Raw genomic sequence first — 26,318 nt, 5'->3', positions numbered from 1 at the left:
CCCGGGGTGGCCCGCGATGCAGCCCACGGACACCCGGCGCTAGGCTGGTGGACCGTGACCAGTTACCCCGCGAACGTCCCAGCCCACAGCCTCTCCGACGGATCGACCATCCCCCAGCTCGGGTTCGGCGTCTGGCAGGTGCCCGACGACGAGGCGACCACCGCCGTCGCCGAGGCCCTGCGCGTCGGCTACCGCCTGATCGACACCGCCGCCGCCTACGGCAACGAGGCCGGCGTGGGCCGCGCGATCGCCGAGTCCGGGCTCGCCCGCGACGAGGTGTACGTGACCACGAAGCTGAACAACCCGGACCAGGGCTACGACTCCACCCTGCGCGCCTACGACGAGAGCCTGGCCAAGCTCGGCCTCGAGACCGTGGACCTGTACCTGATCCACTGGGCCGCGCCGGCCTGGGACCAGTACTCGGCCACCTGGAAGGCGTTCGTCACCCTGCTGAACGAGGGCCGGGTCCGCTCGATCGGTGTCTCGAACTTCCAGGTCCCGCACCTGGAGCGGATCATCGGCGAGACCGGTGTCACCCCGGTGCTGAACCAGGTCGAGTCGCACCCCTACCTGCAGCAGAACGAGCTCAAGGCGTTCCACGCCGAGCACCACATCGCCACCGAGGCCTGGTCCCCGCTCGGTTCCGGCCGCGGACTGCTCGAGGACCCGGTGTTCGCCGAGATCGCCGCCGCGCACCAGGCCACCCCAGCCCAGGTGGTGCTCGCCTGGCACCTGGCCGTCGGCAACGTGGTGATCCCGAAGTCCGTCACGCCGTCGCGGATCGCGGAGAACCTCGCGGCCGCGGACGTGCGGCTCACCGACGACGACCTCGCCCGGATCGCGGGTCTCGACCGGGGCCACCGCTACGGCGGCGACCCGGACAACGTGACCTGGGGCAAGCCCGCCCACCTCGCCTGAGCAGCCCCGCCGTCGCAGCCGCGACCGCCGTACGCACCGACCGCCGTCGGCCCGCCTTTCAAGCCGGGCCGACGGCGGTCGTTGCATGGGGCGGGGAGGTCGCCGCCGGTCGTCGGCTCAGTGGCCGCGGGCCGCGCTCAGTTGCGCGTAGGCCTCGGCGAGCCGGTCCTTCGTGGCCCCGCCGGCGGCCATCTCCAGGCGTTCGCCGAGGGTCCGGCCCGGCACCCAGGCGGTATGGGTGCGGACCGCCTCGGCGGCCTCCGGGCTGTCCTCGCCGAGCACTCGGAGCAGCGTCGCGTACGCCTCCTCGTCGTCGATGACGGCCGCCAGACTCGTGTCCAGGTCCACCGGCCCCGGTGTCCGCGCCGGCGCCGGCGCGGGCACCGACCAGGAGTGGGTGCCGGAGCCGACCGTCAGTTCCTCGTCCGTGCCCGGCAGGACCACCCGGGCCCGGGTGTTCGGCGGCACGGTTGCCGTCACGGTCAGCGTTTCGCCCTCGCGTGACCACCCGACGGCGGCCGTTCCGTGGGGCGTTCGGTGCTCGGCCCGGGCGTGGGTGAAGCCGGGCAGCGGCCGCGGCCGCACGTCCAGGGTGCGGTAGCCCGGCTCGGCGGGCGCCAGGCCGGCCACGGTGCGGTGGAGCCAGTCGGCGATGGCCCCGAGCGCGTAGTGGTTGAACGACGTCATCTGGCCGGGGTTGATGGAGCCGTCCGGGAGCATGCTGTCCCAGCGCTCCCAGACCGTGGTGGCGCCCATCGTGACCGGGTACAGCCAGGACGGGCACTCGGTCTGGGTGAGCAGCCGCGCGGCCACGTCCAGGTGGCCGGTCCGGGTCAGGGCGTCGGCGATGATCGGGGTGCCGACGAACCCGGTGCCGATCCGGTAGCCGTTCTCCCGGACCAGGTCGGCCAGGCGGGCGCCCAGGGCGGCGTGCTGGTCCGGCGGCGCGATGTCGAACACCAGGGCCAGCGCATAGGAGGTCTGCGCGTCCGACATCATCCGCCCGGCCGGGGTGACGTACTCGGCCAGGAACGCGGCCTGGACCTGCTCGGCGTGCTCCCGATAGGCGACGGCGTCCGCCTCGCGGCCCAACTCGGCGGCGGCCCGGGCGGTCAGGTCCGCGGACCGGAACACGTGCGCGGTCGCGACGAGGTCGGGGTGGGCCTTGGCCTCGGCGGGCCGGTCCGGCGGGGCGCTCGGGTCCAGCCAGTCCCCGAACTGGAACCGCCCCTCCCAGAGGTGGCGTTCGCCGGCGAGGCCGAGCAGCAGGTCGGTCCACGCCGTCATCGAGGAGTACTGGGCCTCGAGGGTGCGCCGGTCGGCGAACCGCTCCAACAGCACCGTCGGGACCACGGTCGCGGCGTCGCCCCAGGCCGCGGCCGGGCGGGCCGGGCCGAGCACGTTCGGCACGATGAACGGCACCACGCCGTCCGCGCCACGCTGCTCGAGGGCGAGGTCGGTGAGCCAGGAGGACAGGAACGTCCGGGAGTCGAACAGGAAGCTCGCGGTCGGGGCGAACACCTGGATGTCCCCGGTCCAGCCGAGCCGCTCGTCCCGCTGCGGGCAGTCGGTGGGCACGTAGAGGAAGTTGCCGCGCTGGCCCCAGACCACGTTCTCGTGCAGCCGGTCGACCAGGTCGTGCGAGCTCGTGAACCAGCCGGTGCGCTCCATGTCGCTGTGGATCACCACGGCCACGACCGCCGCTGGGTCGAACTCGCCCGGCCAGCCGTCCACCTCGGCGTACCGGAACCCGTGGAAACTGAACTCGGGCTCCCAGACCTGCTCGCCGACCCCGGCGAGGATCAGGGTGTCCGTGGCGGCCGCCGCGCGCAGCGGGCGCACCCCGAGTTCGCCGTCCTCGAGGACCTCCGCGTGCCGCAGGGTGATCGTGTGCCCGGCCGGGCCGCTCACCGTGAGCCGTAGCCGCCCGACCAGGTTCTGCCCGAAGTCCAGCACGGTCCGCCCGGACGGGGTGGTGATCACCTCGACGACGGCGAGCTGTTCGATCCGTCGCACCGGCGGCGACGTGCGCGGCTCGGGGACGAGCGTCGGTTCCGCCGGGTGCGCCGGCGACCATCCGCCGTCGTCGAAGCCGACGGCGGACCAGCCCGGCAGGTCCAGCCGCGCGTCGTGGGACTCGCCCGCGTAGATCCCGCTCGCGGTGATCGGTCCGTGGCCGGCCCGCCAAGTGCCGTCAGTGCCGTTGGTGACGATCTCGGTGGTGGTCCCGTCGGTGTGCTCGACGATCAGTTGGAGCGCGACCGACGGCTGCTCGGCGTAGACGCGGCGGGCGTTCGCGCGGAAGCCGAACAGCTCGGTGGCCCAGGCGCCGGCGAACCGGATCCCGACGGCGTTGCGGCCCTGGGCGAGGAGGGCGGTCACGTCGGTCGTCTCGTGGATGAGCCGGTACTGGTAGGGCGTCCAGCCCGGCTTGAGCACCTGGTCGTCGACGTCGGTGCCGTTCACGGCGACCTGGTAGGCGCCGGTGGCGGTGGCGAACAGGGTGGCGCGGCGGACCGGTGCGGGCAGGTCGAACTCGGTCCGGACCAGGCCCGGCTCGGCCGGCCTGGTCGGCGAGGTGAGCCCGATCGGCTCGGCGCGCCAGCCGCCCTCGGGGAGGAAGCCGGCGCGCACGGTCAGGGGCTCGCTCCAGTCGGAGGTGACCCCGTCCGAGCCGGTGACCCGCACCCGCACCGCGGCGTCCTGGCCGGGCGCCAACGCCTCGAACGGCCACGGCACGAGCACCGAGTCGCTCGAGTCGACCGTGGCCGTGCGGGTCTGACCCGCCGAACTGAGCTCGACCTCCGCGGCGGTCTGGGTCCAGTCAGGTGTCTCGGTCTCGGTCCGCCAGCTCAGCCGGGGCGTCGGCGTGGCGACGAAGGACGTGCCACGTGGTGCCTCGGCATCGAGTGCCACCGGGCGTGCGGTCATGGGTCACTGCTCCTTTGCGGTGGGGTTCGAGGGCCGAAGCGGGCGGCTCGCCACGCCATCCTGAATCGTTCCAAGCGTGCTTGTCAATGGGCGCGTCAGTCGCCGGGGTCTCGAGGCAGTCGGGTCGTGACGACTGACTCGACGGAGCCGGAACTGAGTCGACGGATCGCCACGGACCACGAGGGGCAGTGGCGGGGCGTCGTTGTCGAATTGTTGTTCCGTGCCGTTGACGGCGCTGCGGAACGCACGTAGAGTGACTACACGTTTGAACCGATTCAATCGGTTCGTGCTGAGCCGTCATCGAGGTCGGCGACTTTACGAGGAGGTAAAGGATGAGCATGCGTCAACGCACCCGCAAGGCTTCGGTCGTCCTCGGGGCGGCAGCACTGGTGGTCGGCATGGCTGCCTGTAGTTCCGATGGCGGCGGCGGTGGGGACGGCGACACGGTCGAGATCACGTTCCTGAGCCAGAACGGGGAGCCCGGCGCCACCGCGGCGCAGGAACTGGTCGACGCCTTCAACGCCGCGAACGAGGACGTCGTGGTGACCCTCGAGGTCCAGCCCGGTGGTACCGAGGGTGACAACCTGATGAAGACGAAGCTCGCGACCGGCGAGATGGCCGACGTCTTCCACTACAACTCCGGCTCCCTGCTCCAGGCGCTGAACCCGGACCAGAACCTGGTGGACCTCTCGGACCAGGAGTGGGCCGACTCCCTGGTCGAGGACATGCGCACCGTGGTCTCCACCGACAACGGGTTCTACGGGGCGCCGTGGGGCACCACCCAGGCCGGCGCCATCATGTACAACAAGCCCATCTACGAGGAGTTGGGCCTCGAGGTGCCCACGGACTGGGCGTCCTTCATGGCCAACAATCAGGCGATCCTCGACTCCGGCATCGCGGCCCCGATCATCCAGACCTACGGCGACACCTGGACCAGCCAACTGTTCGTGCTCGGCGACTTCGCGAACGTCGCCGCGCAGGACCCGGACTGGGCGCAGGAGTACACCGCGCACAACCGCTTCTACGTGGATGAGCCGGCGCTGCAGGGCTTCGCGAACCAGCAGGAGGCGCACGAGGCCGGTTACTTCAACGAGGACTTCGCCTCCGCGCTCTATGACGACGGCGTCCGGATGCTCGCCACCGGCGAGGGGGCGCACTACCCGATCCTGACGTCCGCCATCGGGGCTGTGAGGCAGAACTATGCGGACAATATCGAGGACGTCGGTGTCTTCGCCCTGCCGGCGCAGGATGCTGCCGACACTCGGCTGACGGTGTGGCTGCCCAATGCCATGTACATCCCGAACACCACCGAGGGCGATGAACTCGAGGCAGCGAAGCGCTTCATCGCGTTCGCGCTGTCCGAGGAAGGCTGCCGTATCCAGACCGACACCCTCGGCCCGAGCGGTCCGTTCGCCACGGATGCCTGCACCCTGCCCGACGATGCGCCGCCCACCCTGACCGAGGTTCAGGCCTACTTCGACGCCGGCCAGACGGGGCCGGCGCTGGAGTTCCTCTCGCCGATCAAGGGGCCGAACCTGGAGCAGCTGACGGTCGAGGTCGGCTCCGGGATCCGCCCGGCCGCCGACGCGGCCGCCCTGTACGACCAGGACGTCGAGAAGCAGGCCCAGCAACTGGGCCTGGAAGGGTGGTAGCCGCCACGGAGTCCTGATAACCGAACCCTCCCGCGCGGCCGCCTCACCGCCACCGGCTGAGGCGGCCGCCGGAGATCACTGGAGATCACATGACGACCCTGGTTGCCAACCGCCCGAGCGCGGATGACGCGGTCGAGCCGCGCAAGCGCCGACCGATCAAGAGTTCGTACCCGACCTGGTTCTACATCCCGGCCGGGGTGTTCTACCTGGTCCTGTTCGCGGTGCCGACGTTCGCCTCGCTGTACTTCAGCCTGACCAGGTGGACCCTGTTCGAGGCCGAGTTCATCGGCCTGGACAACTTCGTCCAGTTCTTCAGCGAGCCGATGCTGCTGCGCGGGTTCACGAACACGTTCATCTTCGGGTTCCTGACGTCGGCCTCGAAGGTGGTGCTGGGGCTGCTGCTCGGGGTGTTCCTCACCTCCCAGCTCGCTGCTCGCGGGTACCTGCGCTCGGTGGTGTTCTTCCCAGTGCTGGTCTCCACGATCGGCGTCGGCATCACGTTCAAGATGCTCATGGATCCGTTCGACGGCGTGATCAACGAAGCCCTCGCGTTGGTCGGGATCACCGGTCCCGGGTGGCTGACCGACCCGTCGCTGGCGCTGTTCTCGATCGCCCTCGTGGACGTCTGGAAGGGCGTCGGCATCGCGACCCTGATCTACATCGCCGGGATCGCCGCCATCCCGCAGGAGTACTACGAGGCGGCCCGGGTGGACGGCGCGAACGCGTGGCACCGGTTCTGGCGGATCACGGTGCCGCTGGTCCGGCCGGCCACCACCACCGTGGTGCTGCTCTCGCTGATCGGCGGGCTGCGCGCGTTCGACCTGATCTGGGCGATGACCCGCGGCGGCCCGGGCTTCACCAGCGACGTGATCGGGTCCGTGATCTACAAGCAGTACCAGGCCGGATTCTTCGGACTGTCGACCGCGGGCAACGTGGTGCTGTTCGTGGTGGTGACCGCGATCGTCGTACCGATCTCGATCTGGTTCAACAGGCGGGAGGTGGAGCGATGAGGACCAGGGCCCTCCAACGCAACCTGGTCGGTGCCGCCGCGGTGCTCGTCTCGATCGTGGTGTTCCTGATCCCGTTCGCGTTCATCTTCCTGACCGCAGCGAAGTCGGCGTCGGAGGCCTCCCTGCTGGACATGTCGCTGCCGAGCCAGTGGCTGCTCTGGGAGAACTTCGTCCAGGTCATGCAGACCCGCGACTACATGCTCGTGCGGGCGTTCGTGAACAGCACCGTGCTCACCGTGGTCTCGGTGACGCTGATGGTGGTGATGGCGGCGATGGTCGGCTACGTGCTGCAGCGGCGCTCCTCGCGCTGGAACCCGTTGGTGAACGTCCTCGTGCTGGCCGGGCTGATCGTGCCGCCGGCCGTGGTGCCGACGATCTGGGTGCTGCAGACCATCGGGCTGTTCAAGACCATGCCGGGGATGATCTTCATCGAGGCCACGTTCGGGCTCTCGTTCTGCATCCTGCTGTTCCGCGCATTCGTCTCGACGATCCCGAGGGAACTGGACGAGGCCGCGATCATCGACGGGGCGGGACCGGTGCGGCTCTTCTTCCAGGTGGTGCTGCCGCTGCTGCGGCCCGTGGTGATCACGGTCATCGTGGTGCAGGCCGTGAACGTCTTCAACGACTTCACCGGACCGCTGTACTTCCTGCCGGGCAGCGACAACCCCACGGTCCAGCTCACGCTGTACAACTTCCAGAGCCAGACGATGAGCCAGTGGAACCTGCTGTTCATGAACATCTTCCTGATCACGATCCCGCCGCTGGTGATGTACATCTTCTTCAACCGGCAGATCGTCTCCGGGATGACGTCCGGCGCGGTCAAGGGCTGAGCGGCACCGGTGCGCCACCACGAGGACGCCCTGGCCCGCTACGCCGCCGACGCCGCCACGCAGGAGGCGACCCTCGCCGTCGTGCTCGTCGGCTCCGTTGCCCGCGGTACCGAACGCCCGGGCAGCGACGTCGACGTCTACCTCGTCGTCGACGACGACGCCTGGCAGGCGGCGGCGCAGGTGAACCGGCTGGCCTGGAGCGAGCGCCACGACGAGGACTACCCGGGTGGCTACGTGGACGTGAAGCTCGCCTGCCCGCGGTACCTCGCGGTGGCGGCGGAGCGCGCCGACGATCCCACCCGGGCCTCGTTCGCCGGTGCCCGGGTGGTGATCAGCCGACTGCCCGAGATCGAGGAGACCATCGCCGCGCTCGCGATCCTGCCCGAGCAGGAGTGGGACCGTCGCGTGGACGCCCACCTCGCCCAGGCCCGGCTGCACGGCCGCTATTTCCTCGCCCAGGCCAACGCCTCCGGTGACGAGTTCCTCCGCCGCCACGCCGCCCTGCACCTGGCGCTGGCCGCCGCCCGGTGCGTGCTCGCAGTGAACCGCACCCTGTTCCGCGGGCAGAAGTACGTCACCGCGACGCTCGCCGGCCTGCCGGACGTCCCGGACGGGTTCACCGAGACCTGGCAGCGGATCCTCACCGGGGCGGATCCCGGCGACGCGGCCATGCTGATCGACCGGCTCGAGGCCTGGCTGCCGCGGGTCCTGCCCCGCGATCAGACCCTGTCCGCGTTCATCCGCGACAACGAACTGCCCTGGCTGACCGGCGCGCTCCCCGCGGAGTACTACTGAACCGGGCGCTCCCGGACTGTCGCTAGACCCAGGTGGGCAGCAGCATGTGCAGTCGCCAGAACGTGTACGGCACCCACTGGTTGCTCCAGATCGGCCAGTAGAACGCGGAGACGGCGAGCGCGAGCACCACGATGACGGCGGCCGTCCAGATCCCGGGGCGGCGCTCGGACAGGGGAAGGTCCCGCGGGCCGATCAGCTCCCCGATCACGTAGGCCAGCGCGAGCGCCACGAACGGCACGAACGCGACGGTGTAGAACGTGAAGATGGTGCGGGCCGAGTAGGCGAACCAGGGCAGGTACATCGCGAGGTAGCCGGCCAGGATCGCCCAGGCCCGCCAGTCCCGGCGGCGCACGGCGGCCCAGATCACGAGGATCAGCGCCAGTGCCCCGCCCCACCAGATCACCGGGTTGCCGACGGCCAGGATGGCGCCAGCGCACCGTTCGGCGCCGCACACGTCCATGGCACCGGCGTCCGCCTTGATGTCGCGCCACGCGAATGAGGTTGGCCGCCACTGGAGCAGCCACCCCCACGGCTTCGACATGTAGGTGTGCTCGGAGACCAGGTTGTTGTGGAACTCCCACATCTTCAGGTGGTACTCCCACCAGGAGTTCAGCCAGTCCGGCATCCAGGTGCGCTCGGGCACCTCCGCGACCGCGTTCACCTCGGTGGCCCAGTGCCGGTTGTAGGAGTTCGGGCTCAGCCACCACGGCAGCCAGGTCAGGACGTAGGTGAGCGCCGCCGTCGGGACCATCGCGACGAAGGCGGGCACGCCGTCACGCAGCGCGCCGGCCCCCACCCACAGCCGTACCCCGATCGCCCGGCGGGCGCTGATCGTCCACGCGACGGCGAACAACCCGAACACGGCCACGGCGTAGATGCCCGACCACTTCACGCCGCACGCCAGGCCCAGGCACACCCCGGCCACCACCAGCCACCAGCGCACGCCGACCCTCGGACCCCAGGGATCCCGGATCGATCCGCGTTCGGCGATCTCGGCGGCGGCGGCGCTAGCGAGTCGGCGCCGATGTCGCTCCCGGTCCAGGAGCAGCGCCCCGAACGCGGCGAGCACCCAGAAGGACAGGAAGATGTCCAGGATCGAGATCCTGGACATCACGATGTGGATGCCGTCGATCGCCAGGAACAGCGCGGCGGTGCAGCCGAGCAGGGTCGAGCCGAACAGCCGCCGGGCGATCCTGGCGAGCAGGAACACGCTGATCGTGCCGATCACGGCGGCGCTGATCCGCCAGCCCCACGGGCTGTCCACGCCGAGCAGCCGGATCCCGGCGGCGATCATCCACTTGCCCACGCCGGGGTGCACCACGTAGTCGGCGGTGGTCTGCAGGTCGGAGTAGTCGCCGGCGGCGAAGTTCTCGTCGGGCTCCTCGTTCCAGTCGCCCTCGTAGCCGAGCACGAGCAGCGAGTAGGCCTGCTTGACGTAGTAGGTCTCGTCGAACACGAGCCGGGCCGGCCGGTCGAGATAGGCCAGGCGGAGCACCGCGGCGAACGCGGTCACGAGTGCGGGCCCGAGCCACGCCCAGAGCTGCGACCCCGGGATCGAAGCCATGTGCAGTCGGGTCAGCAGGCTCTGCTCGATCTGCTCGCGGGTACGGCCCGCGTAGGTCAGTTTCGGTGCGCGCATCGCCTCGCGGAGCCGGGTGACGCGCCCGACGGCGGGGGCGGCGTGCTGCGCGCGAGGTTGCGTCGAGTGGTCGCGGCCCTGGGCGGGTGCGGCCGGTCCGGTTGGACCGGCCGGGCTGGATAGGCCCGTCGAGGCCGTCGCGTCGGCCGGGCCGGCCTGGACCGTCGAGCCCGTCGCGTCGGGCGTGCCGGATGGGGCCGGCGAGTCCGTCGGGCCGGATCCTGCGGCGTCGCCGGAGGCCTCGACGTCGGGCGCCCCCTCTGCTGACCGGCTCACCCGCACGAGTGTAAGTGGGGCACACTGGCAGACGTGGCAAACGATCGCGCGGGCACCGATCCCGACCCCGACGGCGGATCCGGTGTGATCGTGCTCGCCGCCACCCCGATCGGGGACACCGGTGACGCCCCGCCCCGCCTCGTGGAACTGCTCCGTCGGGCGGACCTGATCGCCGCCGAGGACACCCGCCGGCTGCGCGCCCTCGCCGCGCGACTCGACGTCACCCTCACCTCGAAGGTGATCAGTTACCACGAGCACAACGAGTCCGAGCGGGCCCAGGTGCTCGTCGCCGCCGCACAGGAGGGGGACACGGTCCTGGTGGTCTCCGACGCCGGCATGCCGGGCGTCTCCGACCCGGGTTTCCGGGTGGTGCGGGCAGCCGCGGACGCGGGGGTGCGGGTCACCGCCGTGCCCGGCCCGAGCGCGGTGCTCACCGCGATCGCCCTCTCCGGGCTGGCGAGCGACCGTTTCACGTTCGAGGGGTTCGTGGCCCGCAGACCGGGTGAGCGGGCCCGCGCCCTCGCCGCCCTGGCCGACGAGCCACGCACGATGGTGTTCTTCGAGTCACCGCACCGGATCGCCGACACCCTCGCCGCGATGGCCGACGCGTTCGGCGCCGACCGGGCCGCCGCCGTCTGCCGGGAACTGACGAAGACCTACGAGCAGGTGCGCCGCGGACCGCTGACCGACCTGGCCAGGTGGGCCGCGGACGGAGTGCGCGGCGAGATCACCGTCGTGGTCGCCGGTGCGACGCCGTCGGCCTCCGAGCCCGCCGACCATGTGGACGAGGTGCTCGCCCGGATCGAGGCGGGGGAACGGCTCAAGGAGGCGGCCGCGACCGTGGCCGCCGCGCACGGGGTGAGCCGGCGGGAACTGTACGAGGCGGCGCTGCGGGCCCGCTAGCGGCCAAGTAGCCTGGGCGCAGTCGGGTGCGAGGCACCCCGGAGACAAGGGGGCGCGCCCGTGGCCGTGAACCGCAAGGCGATCGTCGACACGATCAAGTGGATCGGCCCGTTCCTGCCGAAGGCGGTCGAGCTGATCAAGGCGAACCCGGAGATCTGGCAGAGCATCCAGGACCAGGCGAACCGGCTTGCCCGGCGCAAGGGCACGGCCGTCCAGGACGTGCTCGCCACGATCGAGGTGCTCCGCGACCAGGTCGCCTACCTCGCCGCCTCCGCCGACGACGCCGACGAGTCCCGCCGCGCGGAGGCGTGGTCGAAGCGGCTGTCCCACTGCGAGCACGCGGCCCAGCTGCTGACCGCGCCCGGCACCACGAAGGCCGAGCGCGCGGCGCTCGCCGATCGGGTGGCCGCGCTGCGCACGGAGATCTTCACCGCGTTCATCGAGGAACACGGCGATGACGCCCAGGGGATCGGACGGGTGCCCGACCTCGACGAGCCGCCACGGCTTCCTGGCGAGGCGTAGGTGGCGAAGGACCATCCGACACGGAGGTGACCATGCCGTACACCGTCACGGACCGGGTGCCCACGACGCAGGAGCACCGGGTCCTCGCCGAGGCCGTCGGCTGGGGTGAGGCGTTCTGGTGGGAGTCCATGCCCGCCTCCCTGGCCGGCTCGACCTGCGGTGTCGTGGTCCACGACGACGACGGTCTCATCGGGATGGGCCGAGTGGTCGGCGACGGCGCCTTCTACTTCTACATCGAGGACGTCGCGGTTCATCCCGACCACCGGCGCCGTGGAGTCGGCCGGGCCATCGTCGACGCCCTGGTGCGGCAGGTCCGCGACCATGCCCCGGGCCACCGTTTCATCGGGCTGTTCGCGACGCCGGAGGCCGAGGTGCTCTACCGCTCGCTCGGCTGGGAGGCGAAGGAGATGCTGGGGATGTGGCAGGTGCTGCGCGACTGAGTCGGTGCGAGGCGGCCGCGCGGTCAGGCCCGGTTCCGCTCGAGCGAGCGGTCGAGCCCCGCCCGCCGGACGCGGACTACGCGATCTCGTCCGAGCGAGCCAGCACCACCCCGGCGGCGGCCAGTTCGGCGCGGGCCGCCTCGCCCTGCTGGGCGCTCACCGGCACGGTCAGGTCCGTGAGCACGCGCGTGTTCAGGTGCAGGTCGAGGGCGTCCAGGGCGGTCTCGCGGACGCAGTGGGACTCGGCGATGCCGACGACGTCCACGTCCGCGATGTCCGCGGCGGTCAGGATCTCGGTGAGGGAGCGCCCGTCCGCGTCGACCCCCTCGAACCCGGAGTAGGCGGCCGCGTACTGGCCCTTCTTCACCGAGGCGTCGGGGGCCAGGTCCGCCAGTGCCGGGTGCAGTTCCGCCTCGGGGGTGCCGGCCACGCCGTGCGGTGGCCAGGAGTCCACGAAGTCGGGGGTGTCCGAGAAGTGCGGGCCCGGGTCGATGTGCCAGTCCTGGGTGGTGACCACCAGGTCGTAGTCGCCCCGACGACCACGCGCGAACTCGGCGACGCGCTCGGCAACCGCATTGCCGCCGTCGACCGCGAGGGCGCCGCCCTCGCAGAAGGTGGGTTGGACGTCCACGACGAGGAGTGCTCGGCCGGTGCTCATGACCCCACTGTGCCACTCCTGCGCGGCCGCTGAGGAGCACGCGGCGGTAACGTTTCGGCATGGACTTCCGCCGCATCGAGGGACTGCCCCCGTACGTGTTCACGATCATCGACGGACTCAAGCTGGAGGCCCGTCGCGCCGGCCGGGACGTCATCGACCTCGGCTTCGGCAACCCGGACCTGCCGTCCCCGCCGATCGCCGTCGAGAAGCTCGCCGAGGCCGCCCACAATGCCCGCAACCACCGGTACTCCTCCTCCCGCGGCATCCCGAACCTGCGCCTGGCGGTGGCGAACCTGTACCAGCGGCGGTTCGGCGTGACCCTCGATCCGGACGCCGAGGTGCTCTCCACGATCGGGGCGAAGGAGGGCTTCAGCCACCTGATGTGGGTGCTGCTGGCCCCCGGTGACGCCGCGATCGTGCCGACGCCGAGCTACCCGATCCACATCTGGGGCCCCTACTTCGCCGGCGCCGACACCCGGCAGGTCCCGATCGGCGACGGCACCGACGGCGCCGGCTACATCGACCGGGTGATGGAGGCCTGGGAGCTGGGCTGGCCCAAGCCACGGGTGGTGGTGCTGTCCTTCCCGCACAACCCGACCACCTCCACCGTGGAACTGGCCGACCTGCAGCGCCTGGTCGACTGGGCCCGGGACCGCGACGTCGCCCTGGTGCACGACCTCGCCTACGCGGACATGTGCTTCGACGGGTGGACGCCGCCGTCGATCATGCAGTGCGACGGGGCCACCGAGGTCGCCGTCGAGCTCTACTCGATGACGAAGTCGTACTCGATGGCCGGCTGGCGGGTCGCGTTCATGGTGGGCCGGCGGGACGTTATCAAGGCGCTGTCCCAGCTGAAGAGCTACCTCGACTACGGCACGTTCCAGCCGATCCAGATCGCGGCCACGGTCACGCTCAACGAGGCGACCGAGTACCCGGCCGAGCTGAGCGGCATCTACGAGTCACGCCGCAACGCCCTCTACGACGGCCTGGCCCGCGTGGGCTGGGACATCCTCAAACCCAAGGGCACCATGTTCGCGTGGGCCCGGATCCCGGAGCCGTACCGGGACCTGGACTCCATCCAGTTCGCCACCCACTTGGTCAACGAGTGCGACGTCGCCGTCTCGCCCGGCGTCGGCTTCGGCCCGGGCGGGGAGGGCTTCGTGCGGTTTGCTCTCATCGAGAACGAGCAGCGGATCGGGCAGGCGGTCCGCGGCATCAAGCGCGGCCTGACCCGGCTCACCACCGGCTGAGCCCGAACCCGCGCCCTTCGGCCCGCCCCGTGGCGCCCCGGCCCTCGCCCGCCCTCCTGGCCCTCGCCCGTTCGGTGACCTAGGACCTGCCGTGCTGACTTCGTACATCGGCGGGTACGAGGTCGACGCGTCAGGTCCTATCTCGGCGCGCTTCCGCGGAAGCGCACGGCGCCTACCTGAAAGGCCCGACGGCGGTACCCGGCTTAGGCTTCCTGCATGCCAACCGCTCTCATCACCGGCGCCTCGTCCGGCATCGGCCTCGCGTTCGCCCGGCACCTCGCGCGGCGCGGCAACACCCTCGTGCTGGTCGCCCGCAATACCGACCGGCTCGAGGAGATCGCGGCGGAGTGCCGGGCCGCGGGTTCCCCGCGCGTGGAGGTGCTCGGCGCCGACCTGGCCACCGACGCCGGCATGGACGCCGTCGCCACTCGGCTCGGCCGGCCCGATATCCGCACCCTCGTGAACAACGCGGGCCTCGCCGTCGGCACCCCGTTCCTGGATGCCGACGAGCCGGACCTGCGCCGGCAGTTGGCGGTGAACGTCGAGGCCGTACTGCGGCTGAGCCACGCCGCGCTGCCCGGGATGGTCGACCGTGGCACCGGCGCCATCATCAACGTCTCCTCGATCTCCGCCCTGCTGCCCGGGCGGGGCAGCACCTACTCGGCCTCGAAGGCGTGGGTGCTGGCGTTCTCCGAGGGGCTCGCGACCGACGTCGCCGCCCATGGCGTTCGGATCCAGGCGCTGTGCCCGGGATTCGTGCGGACCGAGTTCCACGAACGCGCCGAGATCGACATGTCGAGGATGCCGGGCTGGATGTACGTCGACGTCGACCACCTCGTGGAGACCTCGCTGCGGGACCTCGAGCGCGGCGTCGTGCTGAGCGTGCCGGGCGCTCTCTACCGAACGATCGCGTTCCTGTCCCGGGTGGCGCCGCGGTCGCTGGTGCGTCGGCTCGCGTCGTCGATCAACTCCGAGGACCGGGACTGAGATAACCCGCAGACCGCGCGACCCAGCACCCGAGGAAGATTGTCAGGAGGAATTCTTCCTGCCAGTATGGATGGATGGCATTGAACATCAAGGATCCTGAGACGGATCGCCTGGCTCGTGAACTGTCCGCAACGACCGGCGAGTCGATCACGGTGGCCACGCGGCAAGCCATCCAGGAGCGGCTCGACAGGCTCCGCCGGTCTCCGACCAAGGACCAGGATCTTTCCGACATCATTCGCCGAGGTCGGACCCGGCGGACCCTCGACAGGCGTGGCGAGGACGACATCCTCGGCTACGACGCGGATGGGCTGCCCACGTGATCGCTGTCGACTCCTCGGCGCTCGTCGCGATCGTCCTCGGAGAGCCAGAGGCTGAGGCGATGCTGCGTGCGTTGCAGAGCCAGCCGGCGATCGTCGGCGCAGTCACCCTGGTGGAGACCTCGATCGTCGTCGAAGCCCGGCAGGGGCCCGACGCGACCCGCGACCTCGACCTGCTCGTGGCCGGCGCGGTCGACGAGGTTGTCGCGTTCGAACGAAGGCACGCCAGGGAAGCGCTCGAAGCCTGGCGGCGCTTCGGAAAGGGCCGTCATCAGGCCGGCCTGAACTACGGTGACTGCCTCGCCTACGCCGTCGCCCGCGTCCACGACGCACCACTTCTCTTCAAGAGCGAGGGCTTCACCAAGACGGACGTCCCCGCGGTGCGCCACGCTTGAAGTGACGGTGCCGTCAGGGCGCGTCGCCGGGATCGGGCGGCTGCCAGGCCCGCCGAACGGTCTCGGGATGCCCCACCATCCGAGCGCGGTCAGACCCGCGCGTGGCGACGGTCGGTGGTGCGCCGACTCGCACCGGCCATCAACTCCGAGGACCGGGACCGACGCTCGGCCGGGAGGCGTACCGGAACGGGATCGCTTCGGCGACCATGATCAGGATCGTCAGCGATGCGCCGAGAACGGCCAGCCAGGCGCCACGGGGCTCGGTGAGGGCGTAACTCGCGCCGCCGACCAGCGGCAGCGAGACGACCAGGGCGATCAGGAAGGCGGCACCGAGGATCGCGCAGGCGATCCGGAGCCAGCCCCGGCCATGGGCACCAAGGGCGTAGCCGCCGGCGATGGTGAGTGCCGCGAACGCCAACTGGCCGGGGCCGAGCGTGATCGCGAACGCCAGCGGGGCGAGCGCGAACCAGCCGATCCGGTTGGCCCGGCCCGCGGCACCGCGGGCCCAGGCGCTTGCGAGCAAGGCACCGACTGCCGCGCCCGGTAGGAGGATTCCGCCGAACGTGCCGAACCAGTCCATCCGTGACGGCGCGGCGAGTTCGGCCATCAACGCCCGGAGAGAGGCCGCCCAGGCGAGGCCGCACACGGCTCCCAGGAGCGCGGCGTGGGCCGTCCGCACGGCCTGGGTGGCGCCGGACCCTGCGACTGCACGACCGCCGTCGCCCCGGCGGTCCCGAACGGTCATGACCGTTCGGTCCGGCCGGCGGCGGACCGCGCGGCGAGCGTCCGGAGACCGAGACCGACGAACGCGGCCAGGAACACGACGTCCGTGGCGACGGCGATGGCGCCGATCTGGGCCGGGCGGCCGGTCACGAACAACGCGCCGGCGAGGATGAACAGGACGCCGTGCCACCAGGGGAGCAGGCGCGCCCGCCAGAGCAGCGCACCGACCAGGATGCAGGTCAACGGCATGAACCACCCCCAGGGCAGCAGGGCCAGGATCGCGAACGGGTGGGCGTCCACAGCCGCGACGCCGTCGATCGCGTGGTCCTCGCGCAACAGTTGGACGTAGATGGCGGAGATGCCGAAGCCGGCACCACCGGCACCGACGGCCGCGGCACCGAAGGCCAACAGCTGTGCGCCCTTGGGCATCCGGGATTCGAGGATGCGTGCGCACCCGACGAAGGCGAGGACGAACGCCATGACCGCCCAGACGGTGAGGACGCCGCCGACGATGCCGTCGTTGATGCCGCCGCCCACGCTGAGGAAGGCGAACGTGCTGGCCATGAGCAGGATCGGCGCCACGATCATGGCGACCGGGAACAACAAAGGCATCGTGACCGTCGTGGGTGCCGCGACGGTGCGGGTCGTGGTGGCCATGGTTTCTCCTACAGGTCGGTGCGGGTGAGCAACGGGCAAGGTGTGGCCGGCACCTTCGAGCGTGCTCCGAAGCCACGAGCCGAGCCAGCCTGCTGGCTCCGAACCTGTGGTGCGGTGGGCCGCACCACGGTCGTGTGGCTGGCCGCACTTCCACTGGGCGAAGGCTGGGCAGATACTCAAAGGGTGTCGGCCTCAGCCCGCACCAGCCCACTGCTCGCCGTCGCGTGGCTCGGCACCGCGACGGTGCTCGGGTGTGTGCTGCTGCTCGCGGCGCGAGGGCGACGTCCGGAGGTCTTCTATGGGCTCTGGATCGTACTGAACGGGCCGGCCGGGGTGCTGTCGCTGTGGTTCGGCTACGTCGTCCTGCGGCGCTTCCCCGGCCACGGCGCCGGGCGGATCCTGTTCGCGATGGGGGTGCTCCAGTCAGCGCACGTGCTCACGGCGACGGTGGCCGATCTCCAGCTGTTCGCGGCCGGCCACACGCTAGCCCTGGTCGGTGACCACGGGCTCGTCCCGGCGGACCTTCCGCTGTCCGCGGCGGTGCCGTTGCTGCTGATGAACGCGTTGTGGGTGCCTCCCGCCATCCTGGCGGTGCTGCTGATCGCGTACTTCCCGGACGGTGAGTTGCGCATGCCGCGCCTGCGGTGGGTGCCCGCCGTCGCGGCCGCGGCCGCCGCGCTGCTGATGACCGGGGCCGCAGTCGACGCATGGCCGACGGCGGACTGGGCCCCTGCCGACCCGCCGGCCGCCGTCGGGGTGCTGTTCGTGACGGGTGGGGTACTCACGCTGTCCGTCGCGGTCGCGGGCGTGGCCTCGTTCGTGCTCCGCTGGCGTGCCAGCGGGCTGCAGCGGCGCCGGTTCGAGGCCGTGGGCGGCGTCCTCATCGCCGTCGCACTGCTGGCGATCGTGACCTACCCGTGGCCGCAGGTGTGGATCCCGCTGGTGCACGTCGGGATCGGTGCGTTCCTGGTCACCTATGGTGTCGCGATCGCCAGGTTCCGGTTGCACGACCTGGAGCCGGTCGTGGGCAAGCGTGGCGTGGTCACGGTGCTGTCGGCGCTGGTGGCGCTCGCCTACCTGCTGGTCGTGGTCTGGATCGGCCGGCTCGTCGGATCCCGCACCAGCGACCCGGTGCTGCCGCTGCTGGCCGTCGCCGCGCTCGCGCTGCTGGTCGAGCCGACCCGGCGGCTGCTGGGCCGCGGCGTCGACCGGCTGCTCTACGGCGACCGGACCGACCGAGCCGAGGTCCTGTCCCGACTGGCCGACCACGGTGGGACGGTGGACGCGGCGACCGCGACCGATGTCGCCGAGATGGTGCTGAGTGCCACCGGCGCCGCGCGGGTCGAGATCGAACTCGCGGTGGCCGGGGGCCCGGCGACCGTCGTGGGGGTCGGCGCGGTCGACGGCGGGCCGTCGAGGTGCCGTGCCGGCGTGAGCGACGGTGCCCGCCGGCTCGGGGAGATCCGGGTCTACGCCCGGGCCGCGAAGGACCTGCTGCCGGCGACGGCACAGTTGCTCCAGGACGTGGCCCGGCTGCTCTCGGTGCTGCTCGAGAACGATCGGCTGACCCAGGTGCTGACGGAGCAGCTCGCTGAAACCCGCGCCTCTCGGCAGCGGATCGTCCAGGCGCAGGACCAGGCCCGCCGCGAGCTCGAGCGCGACGTCCACGACGGCGCCCAGGCGCGGCTGATCGCCGTGAAGCTGCACCTCGGCGAGCTGCACCGGAACCTGGCCGAGAGCGACGGCCGCGAACTCGCCGATGCGCTCGGCCGGCTCGCGGACGACGTTGACGCCGCGATCCGGGACCTGCGCGCACTGGCCCGGGGCCTGCACCCGCCGGTGCTGGATCAGTTGGGCTTCCCGCCCGGCCTGCGTGCCCACCTGCGCGACATCGCGCTGCCGGTCACCGTCGAGCAGACCGGCAACGCCCGGTACCCGCGCGCGGTGGAGGGCGCGGCCTACTTCACCTGCGTCGAGGCGGTCCAGAACGCAGGACGCCACGCCAACGCCGCCGCGATCCGGGTGGACATCTCCTGCGAGCCCGACGAGCTGGAGTTCACGGTCACCGACGACGGCCGCGGTTTCGACCCAGCGACCGTGGTGCGGTCAGGTCTGGACGGGATCACGGACCGGGTGAGTGCCCTGGGTGGCGTGGCGCGGGTGCGTTCCGCACCGGGGGAGGGCACCCGGGTCAGCGTCAGCATCCCAACGTCCGGCTCGTCCTTGCCACCCGTTCGGTCCGCCCTCGGCGCGGCCCAGCCCTCACTCCTGGTCGCCGACCGCGGCGAGGTAGACCAGGACGGCGCGAACCCGGCGATGGGCCGCGGAGTCGTGCGGGTCGAGCCCGAGCTTGGCCAGCACCGAGGTGATGTGCTTCTCGACGGTGCGTTCGGTGAGGACGAGCTCCTCGGCGATCCGGGCGTTGGAGTCACCGATAGCGACGCGGGAGAGGATCTCCAGTTCCCGAGGCGTCAGCCGTGACAGGAGCGACGCCTCCCGCCGCTCGCGGGCCTGCACCAGGGCGTCGACCACCATCGGGTCCAACACGGTGCCGCCGGCCGCCACCGCGTTGACCGCCGCCAGCACTTGGGCGAGGTCTCCGACCCGCTCTTTGAGCAGGTAGGCACGCCTGGCCGAGGTCGGCTCGAACAATCGCAGCGCCCACTCCGGTTCGACGTAGTTCGACAGCACCACCACGCCGACTCCCGGATGCTCGCTGGCCAACTGCTCGGCCGCCCGGATGCCCTCGTCGACGTGCGTGGGTGGCATCCGGATGTCGGTCACCACCGCGTCCGGCCGATGGTCCGCCACGGCGGCCAGCAGGCCGGGGAGCGAATCGACCGCGGCGACCAGGTCGAGGTCCGGGACCGAGCCGACGAGCAGCCGTAACCCCTCGCGGATCAGGTAGCTGTCCTCCGCGAGCACGACCCGAAGCTGGGTGGGCCGGTCCATACGTGGAACGTACCGTGGTGAGCGGGTTCCGCCGTCCCCAATCGGTGCCAGAGCTGGCAGGGCCCCTACTCGGATCGGGCCTCGGCCCGCACGCAACAGCGACCGGCGCCGGGATCGGCGACCACTCGGCGCCCGCACGACGTGCCCTCGGCCATGCCCCGCACGAGCGAGTAGTTGAGGTCGCAGACCAGTTCGGTGTGCGCCTGCGCGAGCTGATGGAACGGGCAGTTGCCCATCACCAGGTCGCCGGCCGGCTCCTGGCGCGGGGTGAAGCCCACGCTCGCCAGCGCTGCCTCGAACGTGCCCGCGCGCACGCCGCGAGCGCGGCCGTCGGCGGCTGCGCGCTCGCGGAGCACGTCCCGGACGCCGGCGCCGGTGCGTGCGGACTCGGCGATCGCCCCGGCGAACAGGTCCGCGGCGAGCTCGTAGTGCCGGGGCGGCACGGACACCGAGATCTCCTCGGCGGCGCGGGTGTACAGCTTCGTCGGGCGGCCGGCCCCGGGACCGCGGCGCCCGCCCAGTCGCTGGAACTCCACGTCGAGCAGACCCGCGTCGGCCAGTGCGTCCAGGTGGAACGCTGCGGTGCTGCGGCTCAGCCCGAGCGCACCCGCGGCGGTCTCCCGACCTACGGGCTCGGTGGCCTCGGCGATCAGGTCGTACAGCGCGCGGCGCGTCGGGTGCTCCAGCGCAGCGAGCCGGTGGGTGGGGTCCTCGACCATGACGGCGACTGTACGCTTCTAAAAACAACTCTGCTGGACGAGGGTTCTGGAGCGGATCTACGGTCGGTCCATGGACGACCTGACCACCCTCACCGCCGAGCCGCCGAGCCTTCGGTCCGCCCCCGGGCGTCCGCGCGACGCCGCCGACGGAAGCGACGCCGTCGACCGCCGGCACGGGCTGTCCGACGACCCACCGATCGACCGCGCGAAGGCGATCACCGCCGTCGGCGACCTCCTCGCGGCCCTCGGCCGTGACGTGCGTGGACCGCACCTGCGGGACACGCCCCGACGGGTCGTGGACGCCTACCTGGAACTGCTCACCCCGCGCGCGCTCACCCTCACCACGTTCGACAACGACGAGGGCTACCGCGAACTCGTGCTGGTCCGCGACATCCCGTTCCACTCCCTGTGCGAGCACCACCTGCTCCCGTTCACCGGCGTCGCACACGTGGCCTACCTGCCCGGAGCGAGCCTGGTGGGCCTGTCCAAGCTGGCGCGCGTGGTGCAGCACTTCGCCCGCGACCTGCAGGTCCAGGAGCGCCTCACCCAGCAGGTCGCCGACTTCCTGGACGAGCGGCTGGACCCGCGCGGCGTCGGGGTGGTGCTCGCGGCCGAGCACGAGTGCATGTCCCTGCGCGGCGTTGGGGTGCGCGGTACCCGGACCGTGACCAGCGCGCTGCACGGTGTGCTGCAACAGGACCCGAGGCGTTCCGAGTTCCTCGGAATCTGCCTGGGAACTGCCGGGAGTGTTCCTGTACGAGCGGGCGAGGGCGGACGAGGATGGCAGTCATGACAGAGCAGACGTTCGTGATCATCGGGGGCGGGCTGGCCGGGGCCACCGCCGCGACCACTCTGCGCGAGCAGGGGTTCCCCGGCCGGGTGGTGCTGCTCGCCGGTGAGGACGAGGTGCCCTACATCCGGCCGCCGCTGTCCAAGGAGTTCCTCGCGGGCGCCGCGGACAGGTCCGAGCCGCAGGTGCACCCGGAGTCCTGGTACGCGGAGAACGATGTGGACCTGCGCCGGGGGACGCCGGTGCTCGAGTTGCGCCCGGCCACCCGCGAGGTGGTGCTCGACGACGGCGAGCGGCTCGCGTACACCAAGGTGCTGCTCGCCACGGGTGCGTCCTCGCGGCGTCTGCCCGCGGAGACCTTTCCGGACCTCGGCGGGGTCCACTACCTGCGCACGCTCACCGAGTCCGAGGCGCTGCGCGCCGCGCTGGCCGACGGCGGACGGCGGGTCGTCATCGTCGGTGCCGGTTGGATCGGGCTCGAGGTGGCCGCGGCCGCCCGCGGCTACGGCAACGAGGTGACCGTGCTCGGTCAGGAGGCCGTTCCGCTCGAAGTGGCGCTCGGCGCCGAACTCGGCGCCTACTTCGGCGCGCTGCACAGCCGGAACGGGGTCGACCTGCGGATGCGGGTGAGCGTCGCGGGCCTCGAGGGGGAGGGCGACGTCACGGGGGTGCGCCTGGCCGACGGTGAGGTGATCGAGGCCGACGTGGTCGTGATCGGGGTGGGCGCCGTGCCGAACTCCGACCTGGCGCAGGCCGCCGGGCTCCGGGTCGAGCGCGGCGTGGTCGTGGATGCCGCGCTGCGCGCCGAGGGGGACGCTGAGGGTGCCGCGGACGTGTACGCGGCCGGGGACGTCGCGAGCGCGTTCCACCCGGTGCTCGGACGACACCTGCGCTCCGACCACTGGGCCAACGCCGAACGCCAGGGCGCGGCCGCGGCGCGGAGCATGCTCGGTGAGGACGTCAGCTTCGACCGGGTGCCGTACTTCTACACCGACCAGTTCGACCTCGGCATGGAGTTCTCCGGCTACGGCGACCTGATGGCCGGCTCCCGGGTGGTCTACCGCGGCGACGTCTCATCCGGCGAGTTCATCGCGTTCTGGGTGACCGGGCCCGACGACGCCGCCCGGGTCGTCGCCGGGATGAACGTCAACATCTGGGACGTGAACGAGGCCATCGACGCGCTGATCGCGTCCGGCCGCGGCGTGGCTGTGGCACGTCTGGCGGACTTGGACGTCGCGATCGGCGACCTCTGACGCCCGGCCCGTCGCTCGAGAGTGCTGAAGTGGCAGCCAACTCCGCACGCTCACCCGAAGGCGCGCCGCTCGAGAGTGCTGAAGCGGTTGCCACTCCAGCACTCTCACCCCGGGGTGGAGGGCAGGGCGGCCCGCTCGGATGGCACGATGGGCTCGTATCCCGGCGATCCGGTGGGGAGGCCGCGCCACGATGACCCACAGCACGCTCTGCCCGGAACCGGTCAGCCGGCTGATGCCCCGCACGATCGGGGCGCGCACGTTCGACTTCGCGAACCGGGTGGCCGTGATGGCCATCGTGAACCGCACCCCGGACTCCTTCTACGACGGCGGAGCCACCTTCGCGCTCGACGCGGCGGTGGCCGCGGCGTTGCGTGCCGCCGAGGACGGCGCGGACTGGGTGGACGTGGGCGGCATGGCGTTCTCCCCGGACACCCCGGAGCTGAGCGTCGCCGAGGAACTTGACCGGGTGCTCGGCGTGATCGAGGGGATCCGGGCTGGCTCCGACGTGGTCATCTCGGTGGACACCTACCGGCCGGAGGTCGCCCGGGCGTGCGTGGCCGCGGGGGCCGACGTCATCAACGACACGATGGGGATGCGCGTGGACGGCATGGCCGAGGCCGTCGCCGAGACCGGCGCGACGGTGGTGATCGCGCACTCGATCGCCCAGCCGCACCGGCACCACCCCAGGCCCACCTACGGCGACGTCGTCACCGAGATCGCCGACTTCCTGCGGGCCACGGTGGATCGCGCGCTCGCGGCCGGGGTCGCCCGGGACCGGATCGTCATCGACCCCGGCCACGACCTGAACAAGAACACCCGGCACTCGTTGGAGATCACCCGCCGGCTCGCCGAGATCACCGGGATCGGCCTGCCCACCCTGGTGGCGCTGTCCAACAAGGACTTCGTGGGGGAGACGCTGGACGCCCCGCGCGGGGAGCGACTGGTCGGGACCCTGGCCGCGACCGTGATGTGCGTCGAGCGCGGCGCCCGGATCGTGCGCGCCCACAACGTCGCACCGACCGTGCAGACGATCAGGATGGCCGAGGCCGTGCTCGGGCTGCGCGAGCCCGCCCGGACCGGGCACAACATGTGAGGAGCCACCGATGAGCACCTCGCCCCACCCGGCCGACGAGCCGGCCTTCGACACCGACGATCTGGTCGCCGCGTACGCCGTCGCCGACCGCGCCGAGCCGCACCTGCGGGTGAACTTCATCGCCAGCATCGACGGCGCCGCCACCCACGAGGGCCTCTCCGGAGGGCTCAACAACGCCGCGGACAAGCAGGTCTTCGACACGCTGCGCCGCCTGGCCGATGTGGTGATCGTCGGCGCCGGGACCGTGCGGGCCGAGGGGTACGCCGCGATGCGGCTCGCCGAGGAGGACGGCGCCTGGCGCCGGGAGCGGGGCCTGCCCGAGCACCCAGTGTTCGCGCTCGTGTCCGCTCGGCTGGCCCTGGACCCCGCGTCGCCGGTCTTCACCGACGCCCCCGCACGCCCGATCGTGCTCACCGGCGCGGCCGCGCCAGAGCCGCAGCGGGAGGCGCTCGCCGAGGTCGCCGACGTGATCGTCTGCGAGGGCCCGGGCAGCGGACCCGCGGGACTCGCGGGCCAGACCGCACAGGTGCCGGGCGCCGGCGTGCCCGGCGGCGTCGACGCCCACGTCATGCGTCGCGAACTTGCCGCCCGCGGCCTCACCCAGATGCTCTGCGAGGGCGGCCCGCAGCTGTTCGGGACCCTCATCGGCGCCGGCGCCGTGGACGAGGTGTGCCTGACCGTGAGCCCGGTTCTCGAGGGCGGCCCGGCCGGCCGGATCTCCAGCGGCGGGCCGCAGCGCACGCTTGGCATGCGCCTCGCGCATGTCCTGTCCGCCGGTGACATGCTGTTCCTGCGGTACCAGCGCCGAGACGCCTAGGAGCGACGATGCGACGGACCATCCGGCCCCCTCGGAGCGTCCGGCCTGCACGCATGCTGCTGATGGCGGTAACGCTCGCGCTCGCGATCGGCTGCACCGCGGATCCCGAGGGCGGGCCGGTGCCGACCTCGAGTGCCACGGCCCCGAGCGAACCCGCCCCCACCACCACCGAACCGGACGAACCGACCCCGGCCACGCCTGCGCCGTCAGGCCCTCCGGCCGAGTTCTCGCAGGTGAGCGTCGGCGCCACGATCGCCACCGGCCTGCAGACGCCCTGGGGCGTCGCGTTCACGCCCGACGGCGCCGCCCTCGTCACCGAACGCGACTCCGGGCGGGTGCTGCGGGTCACGGCCGACGGCGTCACCGCCCTGGACGCGGGCGGTCCGGGCGGCGCGGTGCCGGACGTCGCCCACGGCGGCGAGGGCGGCCTGCTCGGGATCGCAGTCGGCCCGGACACCGGCGTGTACCTGTACCTGACCACGGGCTCCGGCAACCAGGTGGTCCGGATGGACCTCGACGGCGACGCGCTGACCGGCCCGCGGGTGATCCTGGAGGGCATCCCGGCCGCCGGGAACCACAACGGCGGACGGCTCGCATTCGGCCCGGACGGGTACCTGTACGTGAGCACCGGGGACGCCGGCCGGACTTCTCGCTCGCAGGACCTGGACAGTCTCGGCGGCAAGATCCTGCGGATCACCACCTCCGGCGACCCGGCGCCCGGGAACCCGTTCGGCACCGCCGTCTACAGCTACGGCCACCGCAACGTCCAGGGGCTCGGCTGGACCGGCGACGGGACCATGTACGCCTCCGAGTTCGGGCAGAACGACCTCGACGAGCTGAACGTCATCGAACCCGGCGCCAACTACGGCTGGCCGCACGTCGAGGGCTGGGCGGGCGCGCCCGACTACGTCGATCCCGTGGTGACCTGGCCGACGTCGGAGGCCTCGCCGTCGGGCATCGCCGTGACCGATGCCGGCGTCTGGCTCGCCGCGCTGCGCGGCGAGCGGCTCTGGTACGTGCCGATCGGGCCCGACGGCGTGGGCGAGCCGAGCGCGTACCTGGACCTGGGCAGGCTGCGGGCGGTGACGCTCACGCCCGACGGCGGCCTGTGGGTAGCGACGTCGAACACCGACGGCCGCGGCGACGTCCGCGACGGCGACGACCGGATCGTCGAGCTGGACGTCTCGTAGTCCTCGCCCAGGTGTGGTCAGAGCTGGAGATGGAGGCGGAGGGCGTCGTCGAGCGCGGCCATCAAACGCGTCGGAACGCTGCCCAGAACTGAGCCGACGCGTTCGACGGAGACAGATCGAACCTGCTCGGCCTGAGCCTTACCGTCGATCCGCAGGCCGGTCTCGGCTGCCGGTAGGAGCGTCTGGAAGTCGAATACCCGGCTGGTGTTGCTCGTCACGGGGACGACCGCGAGGACGCCTCTGCCCAGTCGCGCCGCGCTGGCATTTGCCCGGTCGTTGCTGACGATGACCGCCGGTCGCTGCTTGTTCGCCTCGCTGCCCCGGACCGGCTCCAGATCGACCAGGCGAATCTCACCGCGCAGCACTTGTCAGCCCGTCCGCACCTGTGGACTCCCAGGCGGCGGCGTCGCCCGATGCCTCCCACTCGTCCCAGGCGTCGGCGTAGGCATCCTCGAGCCCGGGATCTCCGAGGCGCCGGATGGCGTCCTGGAGTGCTGCGGAGCGGGACTTGAGGCCAACGGCCCGGGCATGGGCATCGAGGCGCGCGACATCGTCGTCGGTCAGACTGACGCTCAACTTCATGACCCAATGCTACTCCGGT

Annotated in this window: 26 protein-coding genes and 1 pseudogene; 18 read left to right on the top strand and 9 right to left on the bottom strand. The window is 71.7% G+C overall.

All coding sequences use genetic code 11. The annotated features are described in order from the left end of the window. Nucleotides 1-54 precede the first annotated feature (54 nt). Nucleotides 55-918 (top strand): aldo/keto reductase, encoded by an 864-nt coding sequence (locus EXU48_RS11235; protein WP_133107751.1) that lies wholly within the window; start codon nt 55-57, stop codon nt 916-918. Between the two features lie 117 nt (nt 919-1,035). Here EXU48_RS11235 and EXU48_RS11230 read toward each other — a convergent pair whose 3' ends face one another. After that, nucleotides 1,036-3,849, bottom strand: coding sequence for a family 78 glycoside hydrolase catalytic domain (locus tag EXU48_RS11230; protein ID WP_133107750.1), 2,814 nt, complete (start codon nt 3,847-3,849; stop codon nt 1,036-1,038). Between the two features lie 332 nt (nt 3,850-4,181). Between EXU48_RS11230 and EXU48_RS11225 the strand changes: the two genes are divergently transcribed. The 4 genes from EXU48_RS11225 (at nt 4,182) to EXU48_RS11210 (ending at nt 8,136) form a co-directional block, all read left to right on the top strand. Continuing rightward, entirely contained in the window at nt 4,182-5,501 is a 1,320-nt protein-coding gene (locus EXU48_RS11225; RefSeq protein ID WP_133107749.1) for an ABC transporter substrate-binding protein, read from the top strand. 89 nt (nt 5,502-5,590) lie between these two features. Next, nucleotides 5,591-6,511, top strand: a complete 921-nt coding sequence (locus tag EXU48_RS11220) for a carbohydrate ABC transporter permease (protein WP_133107748.1) — start codon at nt 5,591-5,593, stop codon at nt 6,509-6,511. Further along, nucleotides 6,508-7,341 carry a carbohydrate ABC transporter permease gene (locus tag EXU48_RS11215; RefSeq protein ID WP_133107747.1) on the top strand — a complete coding sequence of 278 codons (834 nt, stop codon included), beginning with the start codon at nt 6,508-6,510 and terminating at the stop codon, nt 7,339-7,341. The genes EXU48_RS11220 and EXU48_RS11215 overlap by 4 nt, the downstream gene beginning before the upstream one ends. A 9-nt stretch (nt 7,342-7,350) precedes the next feature. Continuing rightward, a complete protein-coding gene (locus EXU48_RS11210) occupies nt 7,351-8,136 on the top strand; it encodes a nucleotidyltransferase domain-containing protein (protein ID WP_133107746.1) in 786 nt (261 codons plus the stop codon). A 22-nt stretch (nt 8,137-8,158) separates the two neighbouring features. Here the strand turns inward: EXU48_RS11210 and EXU48_RS11205 are convergent, their stop codons facing one another. After that, on the bottom strand, nt 8,159-10,051 hold the full coding sequence (locus tag EXU48_RS11205; RefSeq protein WP_133107745.1) for a dolichyl-phosphate-mannose--protein mannosyltransferase: 1,893 nt from the start codon (nt 10,049-10,051) through the stop codon (nt 8,159-8,161). 33 nt (nt 10,052-10,084) lie between these two features. On the opposite strand from EXU48_RS11205, the gene rsmI reads away from it, so the two are divergent. From rsmI to EXU48_RS11190, 3 genes are read left to right on the top strand one after another with little or no spacing between them, the layout of a single operon-like run. Continuing rightward, a complete protein-coding gene (rsmI, locus tag EXU48_RS11200; protein ID WP_207947696.1) occupies nt 10,085-10,954 on the top strand; it encodes a 16S rRNA (cytidine(1402)-2'-O)-methyltransferase in 870 nt (289 codons plus the stop codon). A gap of 60 nt (nt 10,955-11,014) precedes the next feature. Next, nucleotides 11,015-11,476, top strand: a complete 462-nt coding sequence (locus EXU48_RS11195; protein ID WP_133107744.1) for a hypothetical protein — start codon at nt 11,015-11,017, stop codon at nt 11,474-11,476. Between the two features lie 32 nt (nt 11,477-11,508). After that, nucleotides 11,509-11,916, top strand: coding sequence for a GNAT family N-acetyltransferase (locus EXU48_RS11190; protein ID WP_133107743.1), 408 nt, complete (start codon nt 11,509-11,511; stop codon nt 11,914-11,916). Between the two features lie 76 nt (nt 11,917-11,992). On the opposite strand, the gene EXU48_RS11185 is transcribed toward EXU48_RS11190, so the two are convergent. Beyond that, nucleotides 11,993-12,574 carry an isochorismatase family protein gene (locus EXU48_RS11185; RefSeq protein ID WP_133107742.1) on the bottom strand — a complete coding sequence of 194 codons (582 nt, stop codon included), beginning with the start codon at nt 12,572-12,574 and terminating at the stop codon, nt 11,993-11,995. Between the two features lie 59 nt (nt 12,575-12,633). Between EXU48_RS11185 and EXU48_RS11180 the strand changes: the two genes are divergently transcribed. From EXU48_RS11180 to EXU48_RS11165, 4 genes are all read left to right on the top strand, one after another. Continuing rightward, nucleotides 12,634-13,824 (top strand): aminotransferase class I/II-fold pyridoxal phosphate-dependent enzyme, encoded by a 1,191-nt coding sequence (locus EXU48_RS11180; RefSeq protein ID WP_133107741.1) that lies wholly within the window; start codon nt 12,634-12,636, stop codon nt 13,822-13,824. 216 nt (nt 13,825-14,040) lie between these two features. Continuing rightward, nucleotides 14,041-14,811: an SDR family NAD(P)-dependent oxidoreductase gene (locus tag EXU48_RS11175; RefSeq protein WP_133107740.1), complete on the top strand. Its 771-nt coding sequence runs from the start codon at nt 14,041-14,043 to the stop codon at nt 14,809-14,811. A 74-nt stretch (nt 14,812-14,885) separates the two neighbouring features. Then, on the top strand, nt 14,886-15,131 hold the full coding sequence (locus tag EXU48_RS11170; RefSeq protein WP_133107739.1) for a type II toxin-antitoxin system VapB family antitoxin: 246 nt from the start codon (nt 14,886-14,888) through the stop codon (nt 15,129-15,131). Further along, nucleotides 15,128-15,523: a type II toxin-antitoxin system VapC family toxin gene (locus EXU48_RS11165; RefSeq protein ID WP_235856972.1), complete on the top strand. Its 396-nt coding sequence runs from the start codon at nt 15,128-15,130 to the stop codon at nt 15,521-15,523. Before EXU48_RS11170 ends, EXU48_RS11165 begins: the two co-directional genes overlap by 4 nt. Before the next feature lie 139 nt (nt 15,524-15,662). On the opposite strand, the gene EXU48_RS11160 is transcribed toward EXU48_RS11165, so the two are convergent. Continuing rightward, on the bottom strand, nt 15,663-16,268 hold the full coding sequence (locus EXU48_RS11160; protein WP_133107738.1) for a hypothetical protein: 606 nt from the start codon (nt 16,266-16,268) through the stop codon (nt 15,663-15,665). Next, the gene (locus tag EXU48_RS11155) at nt 16,265-16,903 is read right to left on the bottom strand and encodes a hypothetical protein (protein WP_133107737.1); all 639 of its coding nucleotides are present in this window, start codon (nt 16,901-16,903) and stop codon (nt 16,265-16,267) included. Before EXU48_RS11155 ends, EXU48_RS11160 begins: the two co-directional genes overlap by 4 nt. Before the next feature lie 408 nt (nt 16,904-17,311). On the opposite strand from EXU48_RS11155, the pseudogene EXU48_RS25405 reads away from it, so the two are divergent. Next, nucleotides 17,312-19,102: pseudogene (locus EXU48_RS25405) on the top strand (sensor histidine kinase); the annotation flags it as partial. Between the two features lie 63 nt (nt 19,103-19,165). On the opposite strand, the gene EXU48_RS11145 reads toward EXU48_RS25405, so the two are convergent. Further along, nucleotides 19,166-19,855, bottom strand: a complete 690-nt coding sequence (locus tag EXU48_RS11145; RefSeq protein ID WP_133107735.1) for a response regulator transcription factor — start codon at nt 19,853-19,855, stop codon at nt 19,166-19,168. A gap of 65 nt (nt 19,856-19,920) precedes the next feature. Next, complete coding sequence (locus tag EXU48_RS11140) at nt 19,921-20,574, bottom strand: helix-turn-helix transcriptional regulator (protein ID WP_133107734.1); 654 nt, start codon at nt 20,572-20,574, stop codon at nt 19,921-19,923. Nucleotides 20,575-20,644: 70 nt separating this feature from the next. On the opposite strand from EXU48_RS11140, the gene folE reads away from it, so the two are divergent. The 5 genes from folE (at nt 20,645) to EXU48_RS11115 (ending at nt 25,717) form a co-directional block, all read left to right on the top strand. After that, nucleotides 20,645-21,367, top strand: a complete 723-nt coding sequence (gene folE, locus EXU48_RS11135) for a GTP cyclohydrolase I (protein WP_133107733.1) — start codon at nt 20,645-20,647, stop codon at nt 21,365-21,367. Beyond that, on the top strand, nt 21,364-22,617 hold the full coding sequence (locus EXU48_RS11130; protein ID WP_133107732.1) for an NAD(P)/FAD-dependent oxidoreductase: 1,254 nt from the start codon (nt 21,364-21,366) through the stop codon (nt 22,615-22,617). The genes folE and EXU48_RS11130 overlap by 4 nt, the downstream gene beginning before the upstream one ends. A 190-nt stretch (nt 22,618-22,807) precedes the next feature. Then, nucleotides 22,808-23,710 (top strand): dihydropteroate synthase, encoded by a 903-nt coding sequence (gene folP / locus EXU48_RS11125; protein WP_133107731.1) that lies wholly within the window; start codon nt 22,808-22,810, stop codon nt 23,708-23,710. A 10-nt stretch (nt 23,711-23,720) separates the two neighbouring features. After that, nucleotides 23,721-24,527, top strand: coding sequence for a pyrimidine reductase family protein (locus tag EXU48_RS11120; protein WP_133107730.1), 807 nt, complete (start codon nt 23,721-23,723; stop codon nt 24,525-24,527). Nucleotides 24,528-24,535: 8 nt separating this feature from the next. Then, nucleotides 24,536-25,717, top strand: a complete 1,182-nt coding sequence (locus EXU48_RS11115; RefSeq protein ID WP_207947695.1) for a PQQ-dependent sugar dehydrogenase — start codon at nt 24,536-24,538, stop codon at nt 25,715-25,717. A 17-nt stretch (nt 25,718-25,734) separates the two neighbouring features. Here the strand turns inward: EXU48_RS11115 and EXU48_RS11110 are convergent, their stop codons facing one another. Both EXU48_RS11110 and EXU48_RS11105 read right to left on the bottom strand, forming a co-directional pair. Further along, the gene (locus EXU48_RS11110; RefSeq protein ID WP_133107729.1) at nt 25,735-26,082 is read right to left on the bottom strand and encodes a type II toxin-antitoxin system PemK/MazF family toxin; all 348 of its coding nucleotides are present in this window, start codon (nt 26,080-26,082) and stop codon (nt 25,735-25,737) included. Further along, nucleotides 26,069-26,299: a ribbon-helix-helix domain-containing protein gene (locus EXU48_RS11105; protein ID WP_133107728.1), complete on the bottom strand. Its 231-nt coding sequence runs from the start codon at nt 26,297-26,299 to the stop codon at nt 26,069-26,071. Before EXU48_RS11105 ends, EXU48_RS11110 begins: the two co-directional genes overlap by 14 nt. Nucleotides 26,300-26,318 lie beyond the last annotated feature (19 nt).

Source organism: Occultella glacieicola (genome assembly GCF_004353825.1).
GTDB classification, from domain to species: Bacteria; Actinomycetota; Actinomycetes; order Actinomycetales; family Beutenbergiaceae; genus Occultella; species Occultella glacieicola.
The sequence above is the reverse complement of the archived record's forward strand: the minus strand, read 5'-3'. Positions and strand labels throughout refer to the sequence as shown.